General features: G+C 54.1%; 13 protein-coding genes and 1 pseudogene. 9 read left to right on the top strand and 5 right to left on the bottom strand.

Annotated features, from left to right (window positions below):
- Nucleotides 1-14: 14 nt before the first annotated feature.
- Both IMQ48_RS01520 and IMQ48_RS01515 read left to right on the top strand, forming a co-directional pair.
- Nucleotides 15-1,661 (top strand): Na+/H+ antiporter, encoded by a 1,647-nt coding sequence (locus IMQ48_RS01520; RefSeq protein WP_117343600.1) that lies wholly within the window; start codon nt 15-17, stop codon nt 1,659-1,661.
- 374 nt (nt 1,662-2,035) lie between these two features.
- Nucleotides 2,036-2,527, top strand: coding sequence for a transposase (locus IMQ48_RS01515; RefSeq protein ID WP_196207620.1), 492 nt, complete (start codon nt 2,036-2,038; stop codon nt 2,525-2,527).
- A gap of 81 nt (nt 2,528-2,608) precedes the next feature.
- Here the strand turns inward: IMQ48_RS01515 and IMQ48_RS01510 are convergent, their stop codons facing one another.
- Complete coding sequence (locus IMQ48_RS01510) at nt 2,609-3,499, bottom strand: LysR family transcriptional regulator (RefSeq protein WP_196207619.1); 891 nt, start codon at nt 3,497-3,499, stop codon at nt 2,609-2,611.
- A gap of 101 nt (nt 3,500-3,600) precedes the next feature.
- On the opposite strand from IMQ48_RS01510, the gene IMQ48_RS01505 reads away from it, so the two are divergent.
- Both IMQ48_RS01505 and IMQ48_RS01500 read left to right on the top strand, forming a co-directional pair.
- The gene (locus IMQ48_RS01505; protein ID WP_196207618.1) at nt 3,601-4,011 is read left to right on the top strand and encodes a CidA/LrgA family protein; all 411 of its coding nucleotides are present in this window, start codon (nt 3,601-3,603) and stop codon (nt 4,009-4,011) included.
- Nucleotides 4,004-4,693, top strand: a complete 690-nt coding sequence (locus IMQ48_RS01500) for an LrgB family protein (protein WP_196207617.1) — start codon at nt 4,004-4,006, stop codon at nt 4,691-4,693. Before IMQ48_RS01505 ends, IMQ48_RS01500 begins: the two co-directional genes overlap by 8 nt.
- A gap of 15 nt (nt 4,694-4,708) precedes the next feature.
- On the opposite strand, the pseudogene IMQ48_RS01495 reads toward IMQ48_RS01500, so the two are convergent.
- Nucleotides 4,709-5,541: pseudogene (locus IMQ48_RS01495) on the bottom strand (Gfo/Idh/MocA family protein).
- A gap of 242 nt (nt 5,542-5,783) precedes the next feature.
- On the opposite strand from IMQ48_RS01495, the gene IMQ48_RS01490 reads away from it, so the two are divergent.
- Nucleotides 5,784-6,737, top strand: coding sequence for a DUF4431 domain-containing protein (locus IMQ48_RS01490; protein ID WP_196207616.1), 954 nt, complete (start codon nt 5,784-5,786; stop codon nt 6,735-6,737).
- Between the two features lie 47 nt (nt 6,738-6,784).
- Here IMQ48_RS01490 and actP read toward each other — a convergent pair whose 3' ends face one another.
- From actP to acs, 3 genes are all read right to left on the bottom strand, one after another.
- Nucleotides 6,785-8,434 (bottom strand): cation/acetate symporter ActP, encoded by a 1,650-nt coding sequence (actP, locus tag IMQ48_RS01485; protein WP_196207615.1) that lies wholly within the window; start codon nt 8,432-8,434, stop codon nt 6,785-6,787.
- Entirely contained in the window at nt 8,431-8,745 is a 315-nt protein-coding gene (locus IMQ48_RS01480) for a DUF485 domain-containing protein (protein WP_196207614.1), read from the bottom strand. The genes actP and IMQ48_RS01480 overlap by 4 nt, the downstream gene beginning before the upstream one ends.
- Nucleotides 8,746-8,981: 236 nt before the next feature.
- Nucleotides 8,982-10,940, bottom strand: coding sequence for an acetate--CoA ligase (gene acs / locus IMQ48_RS01475; protein WP_196207613.1), 1,959 nt, complete (start codon nt 10,938-10,940; stop codon nt 8,982-8,984).
- A 435-nt stretch (nt 10,941-11,375) separates the two neighbouring features.
- On the opposite strand from acs, the gene nrfA reads away from it, so the two are divergent.
- Genes nrfA through nrfD form a run of 4 tightly spaced genes read left to right on the top strand, consistent with a single transcriptional unit; the run spans nt 11,376 to nt 15,044 of the window.
- Complete coding sequence (gene nrfA / locus IMQ48_RS01470; RefSeq protein ID WP_096758690.1) at nt 11,376-12,812, top strand: ammonia-forming nitrite reductase cytochrome c552 subunit; 1,437 nt, start codon at nt 11,376-11,378, stop codon at nt 12,810-12,812.
- A 44-nt stretch (nt 12,813-12,856) separates the two neighbouring features.
- Nucleotides 12,857-13,423: a cytochrome c nitrite reductase pentaheme subunit gene (nrfB, locus tag IMQ48_RS01465; RefSeq protein ID WP_146718042.1), complete on the top strand. Its 567-nt coding sequence runs from the start codon at nt 12,857-12,859 to the stop codon at nt 13,421-13,423.
- On the top strand, nt 13,420-14,091 hold the full coding sequence (gene nrfC / locus IMQ48_RS01460; RefSeq protein WP_135912720.1) for a cytochrome c nitrite reductase Fe-S protein: 672 nt from the start codon (nt 13,420-13,422) through the stop codon (nt 14,089-14,091). The genes nrfB and nrfC overlap by 4 nt, the downstream gene beginning before the upstream one ends.
- Nucleotides 14,088-15,044 (top strand): cytochrome c nitrite reductase subunit NrfD, encoded by a 957-nt coding sequence (gene nrfD / locus IMQ48_RS01455; protein WP_196207612.1) that lies wholly within the window; start codon nt 14,088-14,090, stop codon nt 15,042-15,044. The genes nrfC and nrfD overlap by 4 nt, the downstream gene beginning before the upstream one ends.
- Nucleotides 15,045-15,046: the final 2 nt, after the last annotated feature.

The following is a 15,046-nucleotide window of genomic DNA, read 5'->3' as shown; positions in this document are numbered from 1 at the left end:
CAAACAGGGAACGCATGGAAATCTTTTTTACCATACTCATCATGACCCTCGTGGTCTCGCTGTCAGGGGTAGTGACTCGCGTATTGCCCTTCCAACTCCCTTTACCCCTTATGCAGATCGCCATCGGCGCCTTGCTGGCGTGGCCGACGTTTGGTTTGCATGTGGAGTTCGACCCTGAACTGTTTCTGGTTCTGTTTATCCCGCCGCTGCTGTTTGCCGATGGCTGGAAGACGCCAACGCGTGAGTTTCTCGAGCATGGGCGAGAGATTTTCGGCCTTGCGCTGGCGCTCGTGCTGGTCACGGTGGTCGGAATTGGCTTTATGATTTACTGGTTGGTACCGGGCATTCCGCTGATCCCTGCCTTTGCGCTGGCAGCTGTGCTGTCGCCAACTGATGCCGTGGCACTTTCCGGTATCGTCGGTGAAGGCCGCATACCGAAGAAAATCATGGGCATCCTGCAGGGTGAAGCGTTAATGAACGACGCCTCAGGCCTGGTTTCACTCAAGTTTGCTGTCGCGGTGGCGATGGGCACGATGGTGTTTACTGTCGGCGGCGCGACGGTTGAATTCTTCAAGGTGGCAATCGGCGGTATCCTGGCGGGTTTTGTGGTCAGCTGGCTGTACGGTCGCTCCCTACGTTTTCTCAGCCGCTGGGGTGGTGACGAGCCTGCGACGCAAATTGTCCTGCTGTTCCTGCTGCCGTTTGCCTCTTATCTGATTGCGGAACATATCGGTGTTTCCGGGATCCTCGCGGCGGTGGCTGCCGGGATGACGATTACCCGTTCTGGCGTTATGCGCCGCGCGCCTTTGGCGATGCGCTTACGTGCAAACAGTACCTGGGCCATGCTTGAGTTCGTGTTTAACGGCATGGTCTTCCTGCTGTTAGGACTACAGTTACCCGGTATTCTGGAGTCTTCGCTGGCGGCGGCAGACGCCGATCCGAATGTCGAAATGTGGATGCTGTTTACCGATATCGTGCTGATCTATGCGGCACTGATGCTGGTGCGTTTTGGCTGGCTGTGGACCATGAAAAACTTCAGCATGCGTTTTCTGAAGAAGAAGCCCATGGAGTTTGGCTCGTGGACCACGCGCGAAATCCTGATCGCATCCTTTGCGGGTGTGCGTGGGGCCATCACGCTGGCCGGTGTACTCTCCATCCCGTTATTGTTGCCGGACGGTAGCGGCTTCCCGGCTCGTTATGAGCTGATCTTCCTTGCCGCTGGTGTGATTCTGTTCTCGCTGTTTGTTGGCGTGGTGATGCTGCCGATCCTGCTGCAGCATCTGGAAGTGGCGGATCACTCGCAGCAGCAAAAAGAGATACGCATTGCCCGCGCCGCGACGGCGGAAGTGGCGATTGTGGCCATCCAGAAAATGGAAGAGCGTCTGGCTGCGGATAGCGAAGAGAATATTGATAATCAACTGCTGACCGAGGTGAGCTCGCGGGTGATTGGTAACCTGCGTCGTCGTGTCGATGGGCGTAATGATGCGGAAAGCTCGTTGCAGGAAGAAAACCTTGAACGGCGTTTCCGTCTGGCGGCGCTGCGCTCGGAGCGTGCAGAGCTGTATCATCTGCGCGCCACCCGTGAAATCAGCAATGAAACGCTGCAGAAACTGCTGCACGATCTGGATTTGCTCGAAGCACTGTTGATCGAGAATCAGTAAACGATTGTGCCTGATGGCGCTGCGCTTATCAGGCCTACGGAATAGGCATAATTGCCTGTAGGACGGATAAGGCGTTTGCGCCGTATCCGGCAAAGGTTGTGCCTGATGGTGCTGCGCTTATCAGGCCTACGAAATGGGCATAATTGCCTGTAGGCCGGATAAGGCGTTTGCGCCGCATCCGGCAAAGGTTGTGCCTGATGGCGCTGCGCTTATCAGGCCTACGAAATGGGCATAATTGCCTGTAGGCCGGATAAGGCGTTTACGCCGCATCCGGCGAATCTATCATTACGGAATTTGCGAGCCGCTTTCCTGAACTGATCTGTTTGTCTTGTCGATTCCCTCTTTTCTCCATACGGTTAAGAAAAGGGGGAAACATGTCTGATTATCGGCGTCACTACATCAACGGTGGGACATGGTTTTTTACGGTGAATCTACAAGACCGCAGAAGCCATCTTTTAACATCAAAAATCTATCATCTTCGCAGTGCTATTTCCGAGGTAAACAAGGTTAAACCTTTCCATATCAATGCGTGGGTCGTCTTACCTGAGCATATGCATTGCATCTGGACGCTGCCTGAAAATGACGCTGATTTTTCGTCCCGCTGGCGGGAAATTAAAAAGCATTTCACCCGATCCTTATCCGTCAGGCATATCTGGCAACCTCGCTTTTGGGAACATACCATTCGTGATGAGCGCGATTATTGCCAGCATGTGGATTACATTTATATTAATCCTGTGAAACACGGTTGGGCGGAACAGGTGAAGTTATGGCCTTTTTCAACGTTTCATCGTGATGTGAAATTGGGGTTGTACCCGGAGAGCTGGGCAGGTGAGATAACAGACCTCCGTGCAGGTGAACGTGCCTGATGGCGCTGTGCTTATCAGGCCTACGAAATGGGCATAATTGCCTGTAGGCCGGATAAGGCGGGTACGCCGCCATCCGGCAACTTACGACTCCTGCGTTAACCAAAACCCTTCGCAGCATTTCAGCCACGCCTGGGCGCTGTGCGACAGATACACGCCTTCGCGCCAGATCATGCCCAACTGCCAGCGTAAGTGACTCTCCAGCGGGATCCAGCGCAGCGTTTGCTTATCCAGCCGTTGGCAAATCGGTTCCGGCAAAATGGCGATCCCAACCCCTGCTTGCACCATGGCGGCCAGGAAATCCCACTGCCCGCTGCGTACCGCAATACGCGGCTTGACGTTGTGCTGGCTAAACAGCTCCAGCAACTGACGGCTCAGGGCAAAATCTTCGTTGTAGATCAGCAGCGGGTGCTCCGCTAGCGCCTCGGGGGAAATGGAATCACAGCTTGTCCACTGGCCGGAGCGCGGCATCAGCACGCAGAGTGGGTGGCTAAAAAGCGGTAAAGTTGCCAGTCCGCTCTCTTCTTCAACCGGTAGCGCCGTCATTGCTACGTCCAGATCCCCGTTCATCACCGCCTGCTGGACGGTTAAGCCGCCAAATTCCGATATTTTCAGTTCAACACCGGGATAACGCTGGCGAAACAGGCTGATGGGGCCAGCCATTAACATGCCGACCATCGGAGGAATGCCGAGCCGCAGGATCCCTTTATTCAGATGGTTTATATCGCTGAGTTCAGCCTCAAGCTGGCGGAACTCAGCGAGGATCGCCAGGCCGCGTTCAAAGACGATGCGTCCGGTATCGGTCAACAACAGTCGCCGTCCGTCACGGATTAGCAGCGTGCAGTTCAGCTCGTCTTCAAGGTTCTTCAACATTTTGCTGATGGTCGGCTGGGTGACGAACAGCTTCTCCGCCGCGCGGGTAAAGCTCTGCTGGCGAACCACCTCAACAAAATATCGCAGCGTTCTGATATCCATGATTATTCCTTAAGACTATGCCTGCAATGAGTTTAATTCATTTCAGTCCTCGGGGGAGGGTCTCTATACTGGCGCTCTCTATTTTTTACGGACATTCCCTCATGGCTGTGGCGATAAGCCGCGTGACGCCTGCCGTTATTCATCGACTCCAGATCCCTGTTCAGGTTCTGTTGTACGCAGGTTTATTTGTTTTTGCCCAATATCTGGTCTCCTGGCTGCATTTGCCGCTTCCCGCCAACCTGGTCGGGATGGTACTCATGCTGGCGCTGATTGTGTGCCGGGTTATCCCACTTAGCTGGATACGTGCAGGCGCCCGTTGGCTACTGGCTGAAATGCTGCTGTTCTTTGTCCCGGCGGTTGTCGCCGTGGTGAACTATACGCACCTGTTGCTGGTGGATGGCTGGCGCATTTTTGCCGTTATTGCCATCAGTACGCTGCTGGTGCTCGGCGCCACGGCGTGGGTGGTTGATAAAGTTTATCGCTATGAAATGAGCAGGTTAAACCGTGAGTAATTTCCAGTTAAGCGTGCTGTGTCTGGTGATTACACTGGGTATCTATTTTGCCAACAAGCGCCTGTATCGTCGTTTTCGGACATTGCCGCTGATGCCGTTGGTCCTGACGCCTGCGCTGTTGGTGCTGATGCTGGTGTTCGGACATATCTCCTGGCAAAACTATATTGGTGAATCGCACTGGCTGATGTGGCTGCTGGGCCCGGCGACCATCGCGTTTGCCGTGCCGGTTTACGATAACCTCGCGGTTATTAAGCGTCACTGGATGTCGCTGACGGCGGGCGTGGTGACGGCAACGCTGGTGGCTGTCACCAGTTCGGTTTGGTTGGCGCGTCTGTTTATGTTACCCGATGAAATCCAGCGTAGCCTGGCGGTACGCTCGGTGACCACGCCATTTGCGCTGGCGGCGGCAGAGCCGCTGGGTGGGCAACCTGATCTGGTGGCGCTGTTTGTGGTGATCACCGGCGTGTTCGGTATGGCGGTGGGCGACATGCTGTTTTTGCGCCTTTCCATCCGTGAAGGAATGGCGAAAGGGGCCGGGTTTGGTGCGGCGTCGCACGGCGCAGGCACCGCGCGCTCCTATGAGCTTGGCCAGCAGGAAGGGGTGATTGCCAGCCTGGTGATGATGCTTTCCGGCGTGGTGATGGTGCTGGTGGCACCGTTGGTTGCGAGGGTGATGTTCTGACCAGCGGTCCGGACGCTATTTCAACCGTGAAATTAGTTCAAACTCTTTAAAATTTACCGGGCGCTGCTGCTGCATGGAGAGATTCCCGGCGATGCCGGTCATGATCGACATGGCGCCCGCGCGATGGTCGGCGGCGCGCTGCGGCGGATCGTGTCGCGGCTCGCCAAACAGATCGGCCAGCATCGCGTTATCACCGCCGCCGTGGCCACCTTCGCCCAGCGTGAAGTCGGCCTGCCAGGGCGCAGCGAACATCGGGAAAACGGTAATATCACAGCTTTCCAGGCTGCCTTCGTTCTCCCTTGCCCCGCCTGCATTGACGTATGATTTCTCCACGATCTTCATCTCCAGGCGACCTTCGCTGCCGTTAAACACCACGTTCAGTCCTTCCCACGGCAGATAAGTGTTCATCAGCAGCTCGCGTACCTTGCTGTGATGCGGGGCATAGCGATAGTTAAAGGCGACGCGCACCTCGTGTCCGGTCTCTTCAATGGCATCGAGAATACGCAGGGCGCGCTTCTCATCGATGGTCATCGGTTTTTCAGTGATCACATCACAGCCCGCGTGCAGCGCCCGCACGATATAGTCATCGTGGGTGCGGTCCATAGTGGTCACGATGATGACATCGGGGCGGGTTTCGCGGATCATGTCTTCAAACTGTGCGGCTTTCCAGGTGGATACCGGAGCGGCCCCCCTCATTTTTCAACAGCTGATTCGCGTAGTTCATACGGGTTTGGTTGGTGTCGCAAAAGGCGACCAGCCGGGCGTTTTCCTTCCATTGCCCACCAATTGCTGAGATATACAGGCCCGCTCGCCCGCCCGCCGGTTCCTACCAGGGCATATTTCTTCATCGCATCCTCTTTTCTCAAAATGAATTAACGTGTTTATGTAATAAAAACAGTGTTTCAATTTAATTTTGGTACTGTAGCGCTATCAACAGTGATGGATACGTTGGAGAGAGAAAACTGTGATCCCCAGCGAAAAAGACCGGGGAAGATGTCGATATTCTGATTTTCCCATGAACGCTTTTTAGCCTTACGCTCATATTTTACAATCGTGATTAATTCCGTTGGCCAGTGTAAGGATATTCAGTGTGAAATATTTGTGGTTATCTGCTCTCCTGTTCAGCCAGGTCGTTATGGCCTGGTGTCCTGATGAGGACCAAAAGGTGATACTTCAGGGAACATTGATACAACAGACGCTACCCGGCCTGCCAAATTACGAAAGCATCAAGGACGGCGATGAAGCGGTAACTTATGATTATCTAAAGTTGGATCAACCTTTTGAGTGTGATGTTACCGGCGAGAGTGAAAGTGTTCCGCTAGTACAGCTTATTTTGATGGGCAAAAATAAGCCTGATTACGCCGATCTTGCTCCTTCTCTGGGAAAAGATGTCATCCTGACCGGGAAAACGATGTATGCCCAAACTGGTCTCCACTTTACCTCTGTCTTGCTCATCCTTGATGACGTGAAAGATGTTACCCCTCTCAACACGCCCGAACAAAAGAAAAGCGCGCTGATTCAGTTTCAACAGTTCCAGCAGGCGCTGAGTGAGGCAAACGTTGCCGCATTAAAGTCTTATTTTGTATTCCCATTACCGGGCAGCCTTGACGATTTTATTCCTTACGATGAATCACAATCATCTCAGTCGGATCAGCTTACCGAGGCGGTGTTTGATAAAAATGCGTCGCAGATTATTAAGGGTTTACACATCTTGAGCAGTCTTGATGTTAACCCTGACACTCTGGAAATCAAAGAACATCGGATAAACGCGCTATCGGCACAAGAGCAGAAACGGAAATACTTTCCGGGTGATGAAGACGGCACGTTCTATTATGAAGAAAACGGTCAGCGTCACGTGGTTGATGGAACCTGCGACACGGTTGCTATGGGAGAATTTGACGAGGGCGTTTTAAGGCTTTATCAGGGTACCAGTGCGAATAAACAACGGCCTGGTCTCTCAGAGTCTTGTGACGGAGCATCGTCATATTTGTTTAAGCTAATTGATGGAAAACTCCGTCTGGTGGCGAGTTTTACCGCAGGTTGAATCTGTACCGAACACTCCCCGACCGGTGAAGTCGGGGAGGAGATCTATTAGTGCGCGCGACCTTGCTCTACGCCGTACCCGGTCTGGGAACGGATAAACTGGGCGCGGAACAGCTCACGCTCGCGATTACCTTCTGCGGAATTATCGGTGGCAGAGAAGAACCAAATACCGAGGAACGCCACGCTGATGGAGAACAGCGCCGGGTATTCATACGGGAAAATAGCTTTTTCGTGGCCGAGAATTTGCACCCAAATAGTTGGGCCAAGAACCATCAGCACTACCGCCGTTATCAGTCCTAACCAGCCGCCCAGCATTGCGCCACGCGTGGTCAGTCGTGACCAGTACATGGAAAGCAGGATGATCGGGAAGTTACAGCTTGCAGCGATGGCGAATGCCAGACCGACCATAAAGGCGATGTTCTGGTTTTCGAACAACACGCCGAGCACGATAGCAATTACGCCCAACACCAGTACGGTGATTTTAGACACGCGCAGTTCTTCACGCTCGGTAGCACCTTTACGGAACACGTTAGCGTACAGGTCGTGAGATACCGCGGAAGCGCCCGCCAGTGTCAGACCGGCGACCACGGCCAGAATGGTGGCAAAGGCCACTGCGGAGATAAAGCCGAGGAACAGGTTACCGCCCACCGCGTTGGCCAGATGCACCGCCGCCATGTTATTGCCGCCAATCAGCGCGCCAGCCGCGTCTTTATATGCCGGGTTCGCACCCACCAGCATGATCGCACCAAAGCCGATGATAAAGGTCAGAATGTAGAAGTAACCCATAAAGCCGGTGGCGTAGAACACGCTCTTACGCGCTTCGCGAGCATCGCTGACCGTGAAGAAACGCATCAGAATATGCGGCAGGCCTGCCGTACCGAACATCAATCCGAGGCCTAACGACAACGCTGATATTGGGTCTTTCACCAACCCGCCCGGGCTCATAATTGCGGAGCCTTTCGGGTGTACCGCCATCGCTTCGGTGAACAGGTTGTTGAAGCTGAAGCCGACGTGCTTCATGACCATGAAGGCCATAAAGCTGGCACCAAACAGCAGCAGTACGGCTTTGATGATTTGCACCCATGTGGTTGCCAGCATGCCGCCGAACAGCACATACATCATCATCAGCACGCCAACCAGCACCACGGCAATATGATAGTTCAGACCGAACAGCAGCTGGATAAGCTTCCCGGCACCTACCATCTGGGCAATCAGGTACAGCGCCACCACCACCAGCGAACCGCAGGCTGACAGAATACGGATAGGACCCTGCTTCAGACGGTAAGACGCGACATCGGCAAAGGTGTAGCGGCCGAGGTTACGTAGACGTTCGGCAATCAGGAACAGAATGATTGGCCAGCCAACCAGGAAACCGAGTGAGTAAATCAGCCCGTCGTAGCCAGAGGTAAAGACCAGCGCGGAAATCCCGAGAAACGACGCCGCCGACATATAGTCGCCCGCGATCGCCAGCCCGTTCTGGAAGCCGGTGATATTACCGCCCGCGGTGTAATAGTCGTTACGCGAACGCACGCGCTTTGATGCCCAGTAGGTAATACCGAGCGTAAAGATGACGAAAATCAGGAACATGACAATCGCCTGCCAGTTGGTTGGCTGGCGTTGGACTGCACCGCTAATAGCATCCGCCGCGTTTGCGGCGAAGGGCAGCGTGGCGGCAAGCGCCGTCAGGACTCTCTTCATGATGCTTTAACCTCGTGCAGTACCGCATTGTTAAGACGATCGAACTCACCGTTTGCCCGCCAGATATAGATCCCAGTCAGAATGAAGGAAATAAGGATCACTCCTACCCCTATCGGAATACCTCGGGTGACGCTGGTTCCCGCATGCAGCGGTGTTCCCAGCCAACCAGGCGCAAAGGCAATCAGTAAAATGAAGCTGATATAAACCACCAGCATGATGATGGAAAGAATGGTGGCAAACCGTTGCCTTTTTTCAACTAACTCCCTGAAACGCGCACTGTCTTCTATCCGCTGATAAATATTGTCATTCATCGCAGAGCTCTCCAGAGGTCCCCTTCGTCTTTCACGCTGCAGGTGTGTTGGCCGCACTCGCCCATCCCAGTTACATAGTGAACTATGCTCCTGGGGATGTGCTCGCTTGCCGCCTTCCTGCAACGCGAAATCCTTTGGGGAGGGTTATTATATTTTCCCTCCCGGTCAGGGGAGGGGTAGAGGTAGGGTTTGTTGGCCCGACAAGCAGCGTGCCATCGGGCATTTCACGGTTAGGGTTATGATGGCATCGCGATAGCCTGCTTCTCTTCGAGCAGTTTCTCTACCACGCCAGGATCGGCGAGGGTCGAGGTATCGCCCAGATTGCTGGTATCGCCCGCTGCAATTTTGCGCAGGATACGGCGCATAATTTTGCCGGAGCGGGTTTTCGGCAGTGAGTCGGTCCAGTGCAGCACGTCTGGCGTTGCCAGCGGGCCAATTTCTTTACGCACCCAGTTGCGCACTTCAGCGTACAGCTCAGGTGTCGGCTCTTCGCCGTGGTTCAACGTGACGTAGGCGTAGATAGCCTGGCCTTTAATATTATGCGGAATGCCTACGACTGCGGCTTCGGCAATCTTCGGATGCGACACCAGCGCGGATTCGATTTCTGCGGTCCCCAGACGGTGACCGGAAACGTTCAGCACGTCATCCACGCGCCCTGTTATCCAGTAATAACCGTCTTCGTCACGACGCGCGCCGTCGCCGCTGAAGTACATATTCTTGAAGGTGGAGAAGTAGGTCTGCTCAAAACGATCGTGATCGCCAAACAGGGTTCTCGCCTGACCCGGCCAGGAATCGGTGATCACCAGGTTGCCTTCGGTCGCGCCTTCCAGCGGGTTGCCTTCGTTATCGACAATCGCCGGCTGCACGCCGAAGAACGGACGTGTTGCCGAACCGGCTTTCAGTTCGGTAGCGCCCGGCAGCGGGGTGATCATGAAACCGCCGGTTTCGGTCTGCCACCAGGTATCGACGACCGGGCATTTTTCGTTGCCGATCTTCTTCCAGTACCACTCCCACGCTTCCGGGTTAATCGGCTCGCCGACAGAGCCCAGAATACGCAGTGACGAACGGTCGGTGCCTTCAATCGCTTTATCGCCTTCTGCCATCAGGGCGCGGATCGCGGTCGGGGCAGTATAGAGAATATTGACCTGATGCTTATCCACGACCTGCGACATACGCGCAGGCGTTGGCCAGTTGGGTACGCCTTCGAACATCAGCGTGGTAGCGCCACAGGCCAGCGGGCCGTACAGCAAATAGCTGTGCCCGGTGACCCAACCCACATCGGCGGTACACCAATAGATATCGCCCTGATGATAATCGAACACGTATTTGAAGGTGGTCGCCGCGTAAACCAGATACCCGCCGGTGGTGTGCAGCACGCCTTTTGGTTTACCGGTTGAACCGGAGGTATACAGAATAAACAACGGATCTTCCGCGTTCATTTCTTCCGGTTGATGTTCAGGACTCGCTTTCTCAATAAGGTCGGACCACCACAGATCGCGGCCTTCCTGCCAGTCCGTTTTTCCGCCAGTACGTTTGAGGACCACGACGTGTTCAACGGTCTTCACGTTCGGGTTTTTCAGCGCATCATCTACGTTCTTTTTCAGCGGGATGCCGCGTCCAGCACGCACACCTTCATCGGCGGTGATCACCAGGCGTGAATTTGAGTCGATGATACGCCCGGCAACGGCTTCCGGCGAGAACCCGCCGAAGATCACCGAATGCACCGCCCCAATACGGGCGCAGGCCAGCATCGCCACCGCCGCTTCCGGGACCATTGGCATATAGATCGCCACTACATCGCCTTTTTTAATGCCTAAATCCAGCAATGTATTGGCAAAACGGCAAACGTCGCGATGCAGTTCACGATAAGTAATATGTTTACTCTGGGTGGCATCATCGCCTTCCCAGATGATGGCGGTGCGATCGCCGTTTTCCTGCAGATGGCGGTCAAGGCAGTTCGCTGCCAGATTCAGCGTACCGTCTTCGTACCATTTAATGGACACGTTGCCAGGTGCAAAAGAGGTGTTCTTCACTTGGCTATAAGGTTGCATCCAATCAAGAATTTTGCCCTGCTCACCCCAAAATGTGTCGGGGTCAGTAATAGATTGTTGGTATTTCGCGTCGTACTGCTCCGGATTTATCAGGCAACGATCCGCAATATTTGCGGGAATAGCGTGTTTATGTATTTGGCTCATGGCTTTTGTTCTCCTTGTAGGATGTTAATAATATGTCTCATAAAAGTTAAATGTAGGGGCTTTTGGAGTTTTGTTTGGGATTTGAGCGGCAGATCACGCAATAACCGAATTGTGCAAATTAGCGGCAAACTGATTTTTGAAGGGAACTAGCAAAAATTGATTAAATCTCGCGATAACATGAAGTTATATGAAAGTTTTTGAAAAGGTGATCTGTATCGGGAATAGACTAAAGAGTGAGAGGTTTGAGGGGGTTAATAACTCTAAAGTGGTATTTTACATGCACTTACAATTGATTAAAAACAACATTTTAAGTGTGGTTTTTTGTTACAAAGAGGGTGGAGCAATGTCATGACAGTATAAGTGTGGTTGCTGTTATGGAAAACAATAAAAGAATCGCCATTGCAGACAATGGCGTCATCTGGATGAGACCCCCCTATGGCAAGGACAAAATCACCCGTACTCCGTTTCTTCAGCCTGATCTTACCGTTTTTATTTATCTCTGCCGTTCACGCTGAACAAACCCCAGTACCCGCAAAAACCGTCACCGTTGAAGCGAAGAATGAAACCTTCGCTCCTCAGCATCCCGATCAATACCTCTCCTGGAAAGCCACGTCGGAGCAGTCCGCACGTGAAGATGCGCTGGCAGAAGATCCGCGACTGGTGATTCTGTGGGCGGGATATCCTTTCTCGCGTGATTACAACAAACCACGTGGGCACGCGTACGCCGTGACTGATGTCCGTGAAACCTTACGTACCGGCGCGCCTAAAACCGCAGAAGACGGCCCGCTGCCAATGGCCTGCTGGAGCTGTAAAAGCCCTGATGTGGCGCGTCTGATCCAGAAAGACGGCGAAGACGGTTACTTCCACGGCAAATGGGCGCGCGGCGGTCCGGAAATTGTTAACAACTTAGGCTGTGCAGATTGCCATAACACCGCGTCGGCAGATTTTGCCAAAGGGAAACCAGAGCTGACGCTGTCTCGTCCTTATGCGGAACGCGCGATGGAAAGCATCGGTAAACCGTTCGATAAAGCCGGTCGCTTTGATCAGCAGTCCATGGTCTGCGGTCAGTGTCACGTGGAGTACTACTTCGACGGTAAAAACAAAGCCGTTAAGTTCCCGTGGGACGAGGGGATGAAAGTCGAGAACATGGAGAAATACTACGACGCCATTGCGTTCTCTGACTGGACCAACTCCCTGTCTAAAACGCCGATGCTGAAAGCGCAGCACCCGGAATATGAAACCTGGACTGCGGGCATTCACGGCAAGAACAACGTGACCTGTATTGACTGTCACATGCCGAAAGTGCAAAACGCCGAAGGCAAGATCTACACCGACCATAAAATTGGTAACCCGTTCGATAACTTCCCTCAGACCTGCGCCAACTGCCACACCCAGGACAAAGCGTCCCTGCAAAAAGTGGTTGCCGAGCGTAAACAAGCGATTCATGACCTGAAAATCAAGGTGGAAGATCAGCTGGTACATGCTCACTTCGAAGCGAAAGCCGCATGGGATGCGGGCGCAACGGAAGCTGAAATGAAGCCGATTCTGGAAGACATTCGCCACGCGCAATGGCGCTGGGATCTGTCAATTGCCTCGCACGGTATTCACATGCACGCGCCGGAAGAAGGCCTGCGCATGTTGGGTAGCGCGATGGATAAAGCCGCCGATGCACGTACCAAACTGGTTCGTTTGCTGGCGACCAAAGGCATCACCCATGAAATTCCGCTGCCGGATATCTCGACGAAAGAGAAAGCCCAGAAAGCGATCGGTTTGAACATGCAGCAAATCAATGCTGAGAAGCAGGACTTCATCAAAACGGTGATTCCGCAGTGGGAAGACCAGGCGCGTAAAAACGGTCTGTTAAGCCAATAACCCCCTTCCGCCCCGTAAGGGGCGGATAACTCAACGGAGTGAATATGAGCGTACTACGTTCGTTATTAACTGCTGGGGTGCTGGCGTCAGGCCTGTTCTGGAGCCTGTGCGGGAATGCCGCTACCCCCACGCCACAGGACTCGGATCAACGCTTTACGGTAACCCAACAGCGTAATCCGGATGCCGCTTGTCTGGATTGTCACAAGCCCGATACCGAAGGCATGCATGGTAAACATGCCGAAGTGATCAACCCGAATAATAAACTGCCGGTCACCTGCACCAACTGTCACGGCCAGCCGTCACCCAATCACCGCGAAGGGGTGAAGGATGTGATGCGCTTTAACGAGCCGATGTACAACGTGGAGCAGCAAAACAGCGTCTGTATGTCCTGTCACCTGCCTGAGCAGTTGCAAAAAGCGTTCTGGCCGCACGATGTCCACGTGACGAAAGTAGCGTGTGCCAGCTGTCACTCACTGCATCCGAAGCAAGACACGATGCAGACGCTAAGCGATAAAGGACGGATCAAGATTTGCGTCGATTGCCACAGCGATCAGCGTAACAATCCAAACTTTAATCCGGCGTCGATTCCCTTGCTTAAGGAGCATCCATGAGTTGCTCTCGTCGCCAGTTTATCACCGGCGTCGGCGCGCTGGTGGCTGTTAGCGGGACGGCGGGACGCGTCGTGGCGAAGACGTTAAACATCAACGGCGTGCGTTACGGCATGATACATGATGAGTCATTATGCATCGGCTGTACCGCCTGCATGGATGCCTGTCGGGAAGTGAACAACGTGCCGGAAGGTGTATCGCGTCTGACGATTATTCGCAGCGAGCCGCTGGGGACGTTTCCTGATGTGAAGTACCGTTTCTTCCGCCACTCGTGTCAGCACTGCGATCATGCCCCCTGCGTTGACGTCTGCCCGACGGGGGCATCGTATCGCGATGCCGCCACCGGTATTGTGGATGTGAACCCGGATTTGTGCGTCGGTTGCCAGTATTGCATCGCCGCCTGCCCGTACCGTGTGCGCTTTATTCATCCGGTCAACAAGACGGCGGATAAATGCGACTTCTGCCGTAAAACCAACCTGAAAGCGGGCAAGCAGCCTGCCTGCGTTGAGTCATGTCCGACGAAAGCGCTGACGTTTGGTAATCTGGACGATCCCAACAGCGAGATCTCTCGTCTGTTGCACCAGAAAAATACCTACCGTTACAAGCTGGCGCTGGGCACCAAACCGAAGGTCTACCGCGTTCCCTTTAAATACGGGGAGGTGAGCCAATGACACCCGCTTCTGCATTCCATTTTGAATCACTGGTGTGGGACTGGCCCATCGCCATCTATCTGTTCCTCATCGGTATTTCCGCCGGGCTGGTCACGCTGGCGGTATTGTTGCGACGGCTGCATCCGGAATCGGGTGGTTCAGACAGTACGTTACTACGTACCACGCTGGTACTCGGGCCGGGAGCGATTATTCTTGGCCTGCTGATCCTGGTTTTTCACCTGACGCGTCCATGGACCTTCTGGAAACTGATGTTCCACTATAGCTTCACCTCGGTGATGTCGATGGGAGTCATGTTGTTCCAGTTGTATATGGTGGTGCTGGTGCTGTGGCTGGCAAAAATCTTTGAAAAAGAAGTGATTGCCCTGCAACAGCGCTTCGTGCCACGGTTGGCGATCGTGCCAAAACTGTTGGCGCTGATCACACCGTTCCATCGTCTGCTGGAAACGGTGATGCTGGTGCTGGCGGTGCTGCTCGGGGCCTACACTGGGTTCCTGCTGTCGGCATTGAAATCCTATCCATTCCTGAATAACCCGATCCTGCCAGTGCTGTTCCTGTTCTCCGGGATATCGTCCGGTGCGGCGGTGGCGCTGATCGCCATGGCATTACGCCATCGCGGTAACCCGCACACCACCGAGGCGCATTTTGTACACCGCATGGAAACCCCGGTGGTGTGGCTGGAAATCTTCCTGCTGGCAGCCTTCTTTGTTGGGCTGGCGCTGGGTGATGACGGCAAAATGCGCGCGCTGGTTGCGGCATTGGGCGGTGGTTTCTGGACCTGGTGGTTCTGGCTGGGCGTGGCCGGGTTGGGGCTGATCCTGCCGATGCTGCTGAAACCTTGGGCAAATCGCAGCCCGACGTTTCACGGTGTGCTGGCAGTATGCGGTGCCAGCCTGACCGGCGTGCTGTTGCTGCGCTTTTTCATTCTGTATGCAGGGCAACTGACGGTTGCGTAGGG

This window comes from Citrobacter sp. Res13-Sevr-PEB04-36, from assembly GCF_015672735.1.
In the GTDB taxonomy this organism is placed as follows: domain Bacteria; phylum Pseudomonadota; class Gammaproteobacteria; order Enterobacterales; family Enterobacteriaceae; genus Citrobacter.
Note: the sequence above shows the minus strand (reverse complement) of the source record. Positions and strands in the feature narration are given on the sequence as shown.

Excerpts from the sequence above, each read along its gene's own strand:
- IMQ48_RS01520 (WP_117343600.1), top strand. The coding sequence starts at position 15 with ATGGAAATCTTTTTTACCATACTCATCATGACCCTCGTGGTCTCGCTG.
- IMQ48_RS01515 (WP_196207620.1), top strand. The coding sequence starts at position 2,036 with ATGTCTGATTATCGGCGTCACTACATCAACGGTGGGACATGGTTTTTT.
- IMQ48_RS01510 (WP_196207619.1), bottom strand. The coding sequence starts at position 3,499 with ATGGATATCAGAACGCTGCGATATTTTGTTGAGGTGGTTCGCCAGCAG.
- IMQ48_RS01505 (WP_196207618.1), top strand. The coding sequence starts at position 3,601 with ATGGCTGTGGCGATAAGCCGCGTGACGCCTGCCGTTATTCATCGACTC.
- actP (WP_196207615.1), bottom strand. The coding sequence starts at position 8,434 with ATGAAGAGAGTCCTGACGGCGCTTGCCGCCACGCTGCCCTTCGCCGCA.
- IMQ48_RS01480 (WP_196207614.1), bottom strand. The coding sequence starts at position 8,745 with ATGAATGACAATATTTATCAGCGGATAGAAGACAGTGCGCGTTTCAGG.
- acs (WP_196207613.1), bottom strand. The coding sequence starts at position 10,940 with ATGAGCCAAATACATAAACACGCTATTCCCGCAAATATTGCGGATCGT.
- nrfA (WP_096758690.1), top strand. The coding sequence starts at position 11,376 with ATGGCAAGGACAAAATCACCCGTACTCCGTTTCTTCAGCCTGATCTTA.
- nrfB (WP_146718042.1), top strand. The coding sequence starts at position 12,857 with ATGAGCGTACTACGTTCGTTATTAACTGCTGGGGTGCTGGCGTCAGGC.
- nrfC (WP_135912720.1), top strand. The coding sequence starts at position 13,420 with ATGAGTTGCTCTCGTCGCCAGTTTATCACCGGCGTCGGCGCGCTGGTG.
- nrfD (WP_196207612.1), top strand. The coding sequence starts at position 14,088 with ATGACACCCGCTTCTGCATTCCATTTTGAATCACTGGTGTGGGACTGG.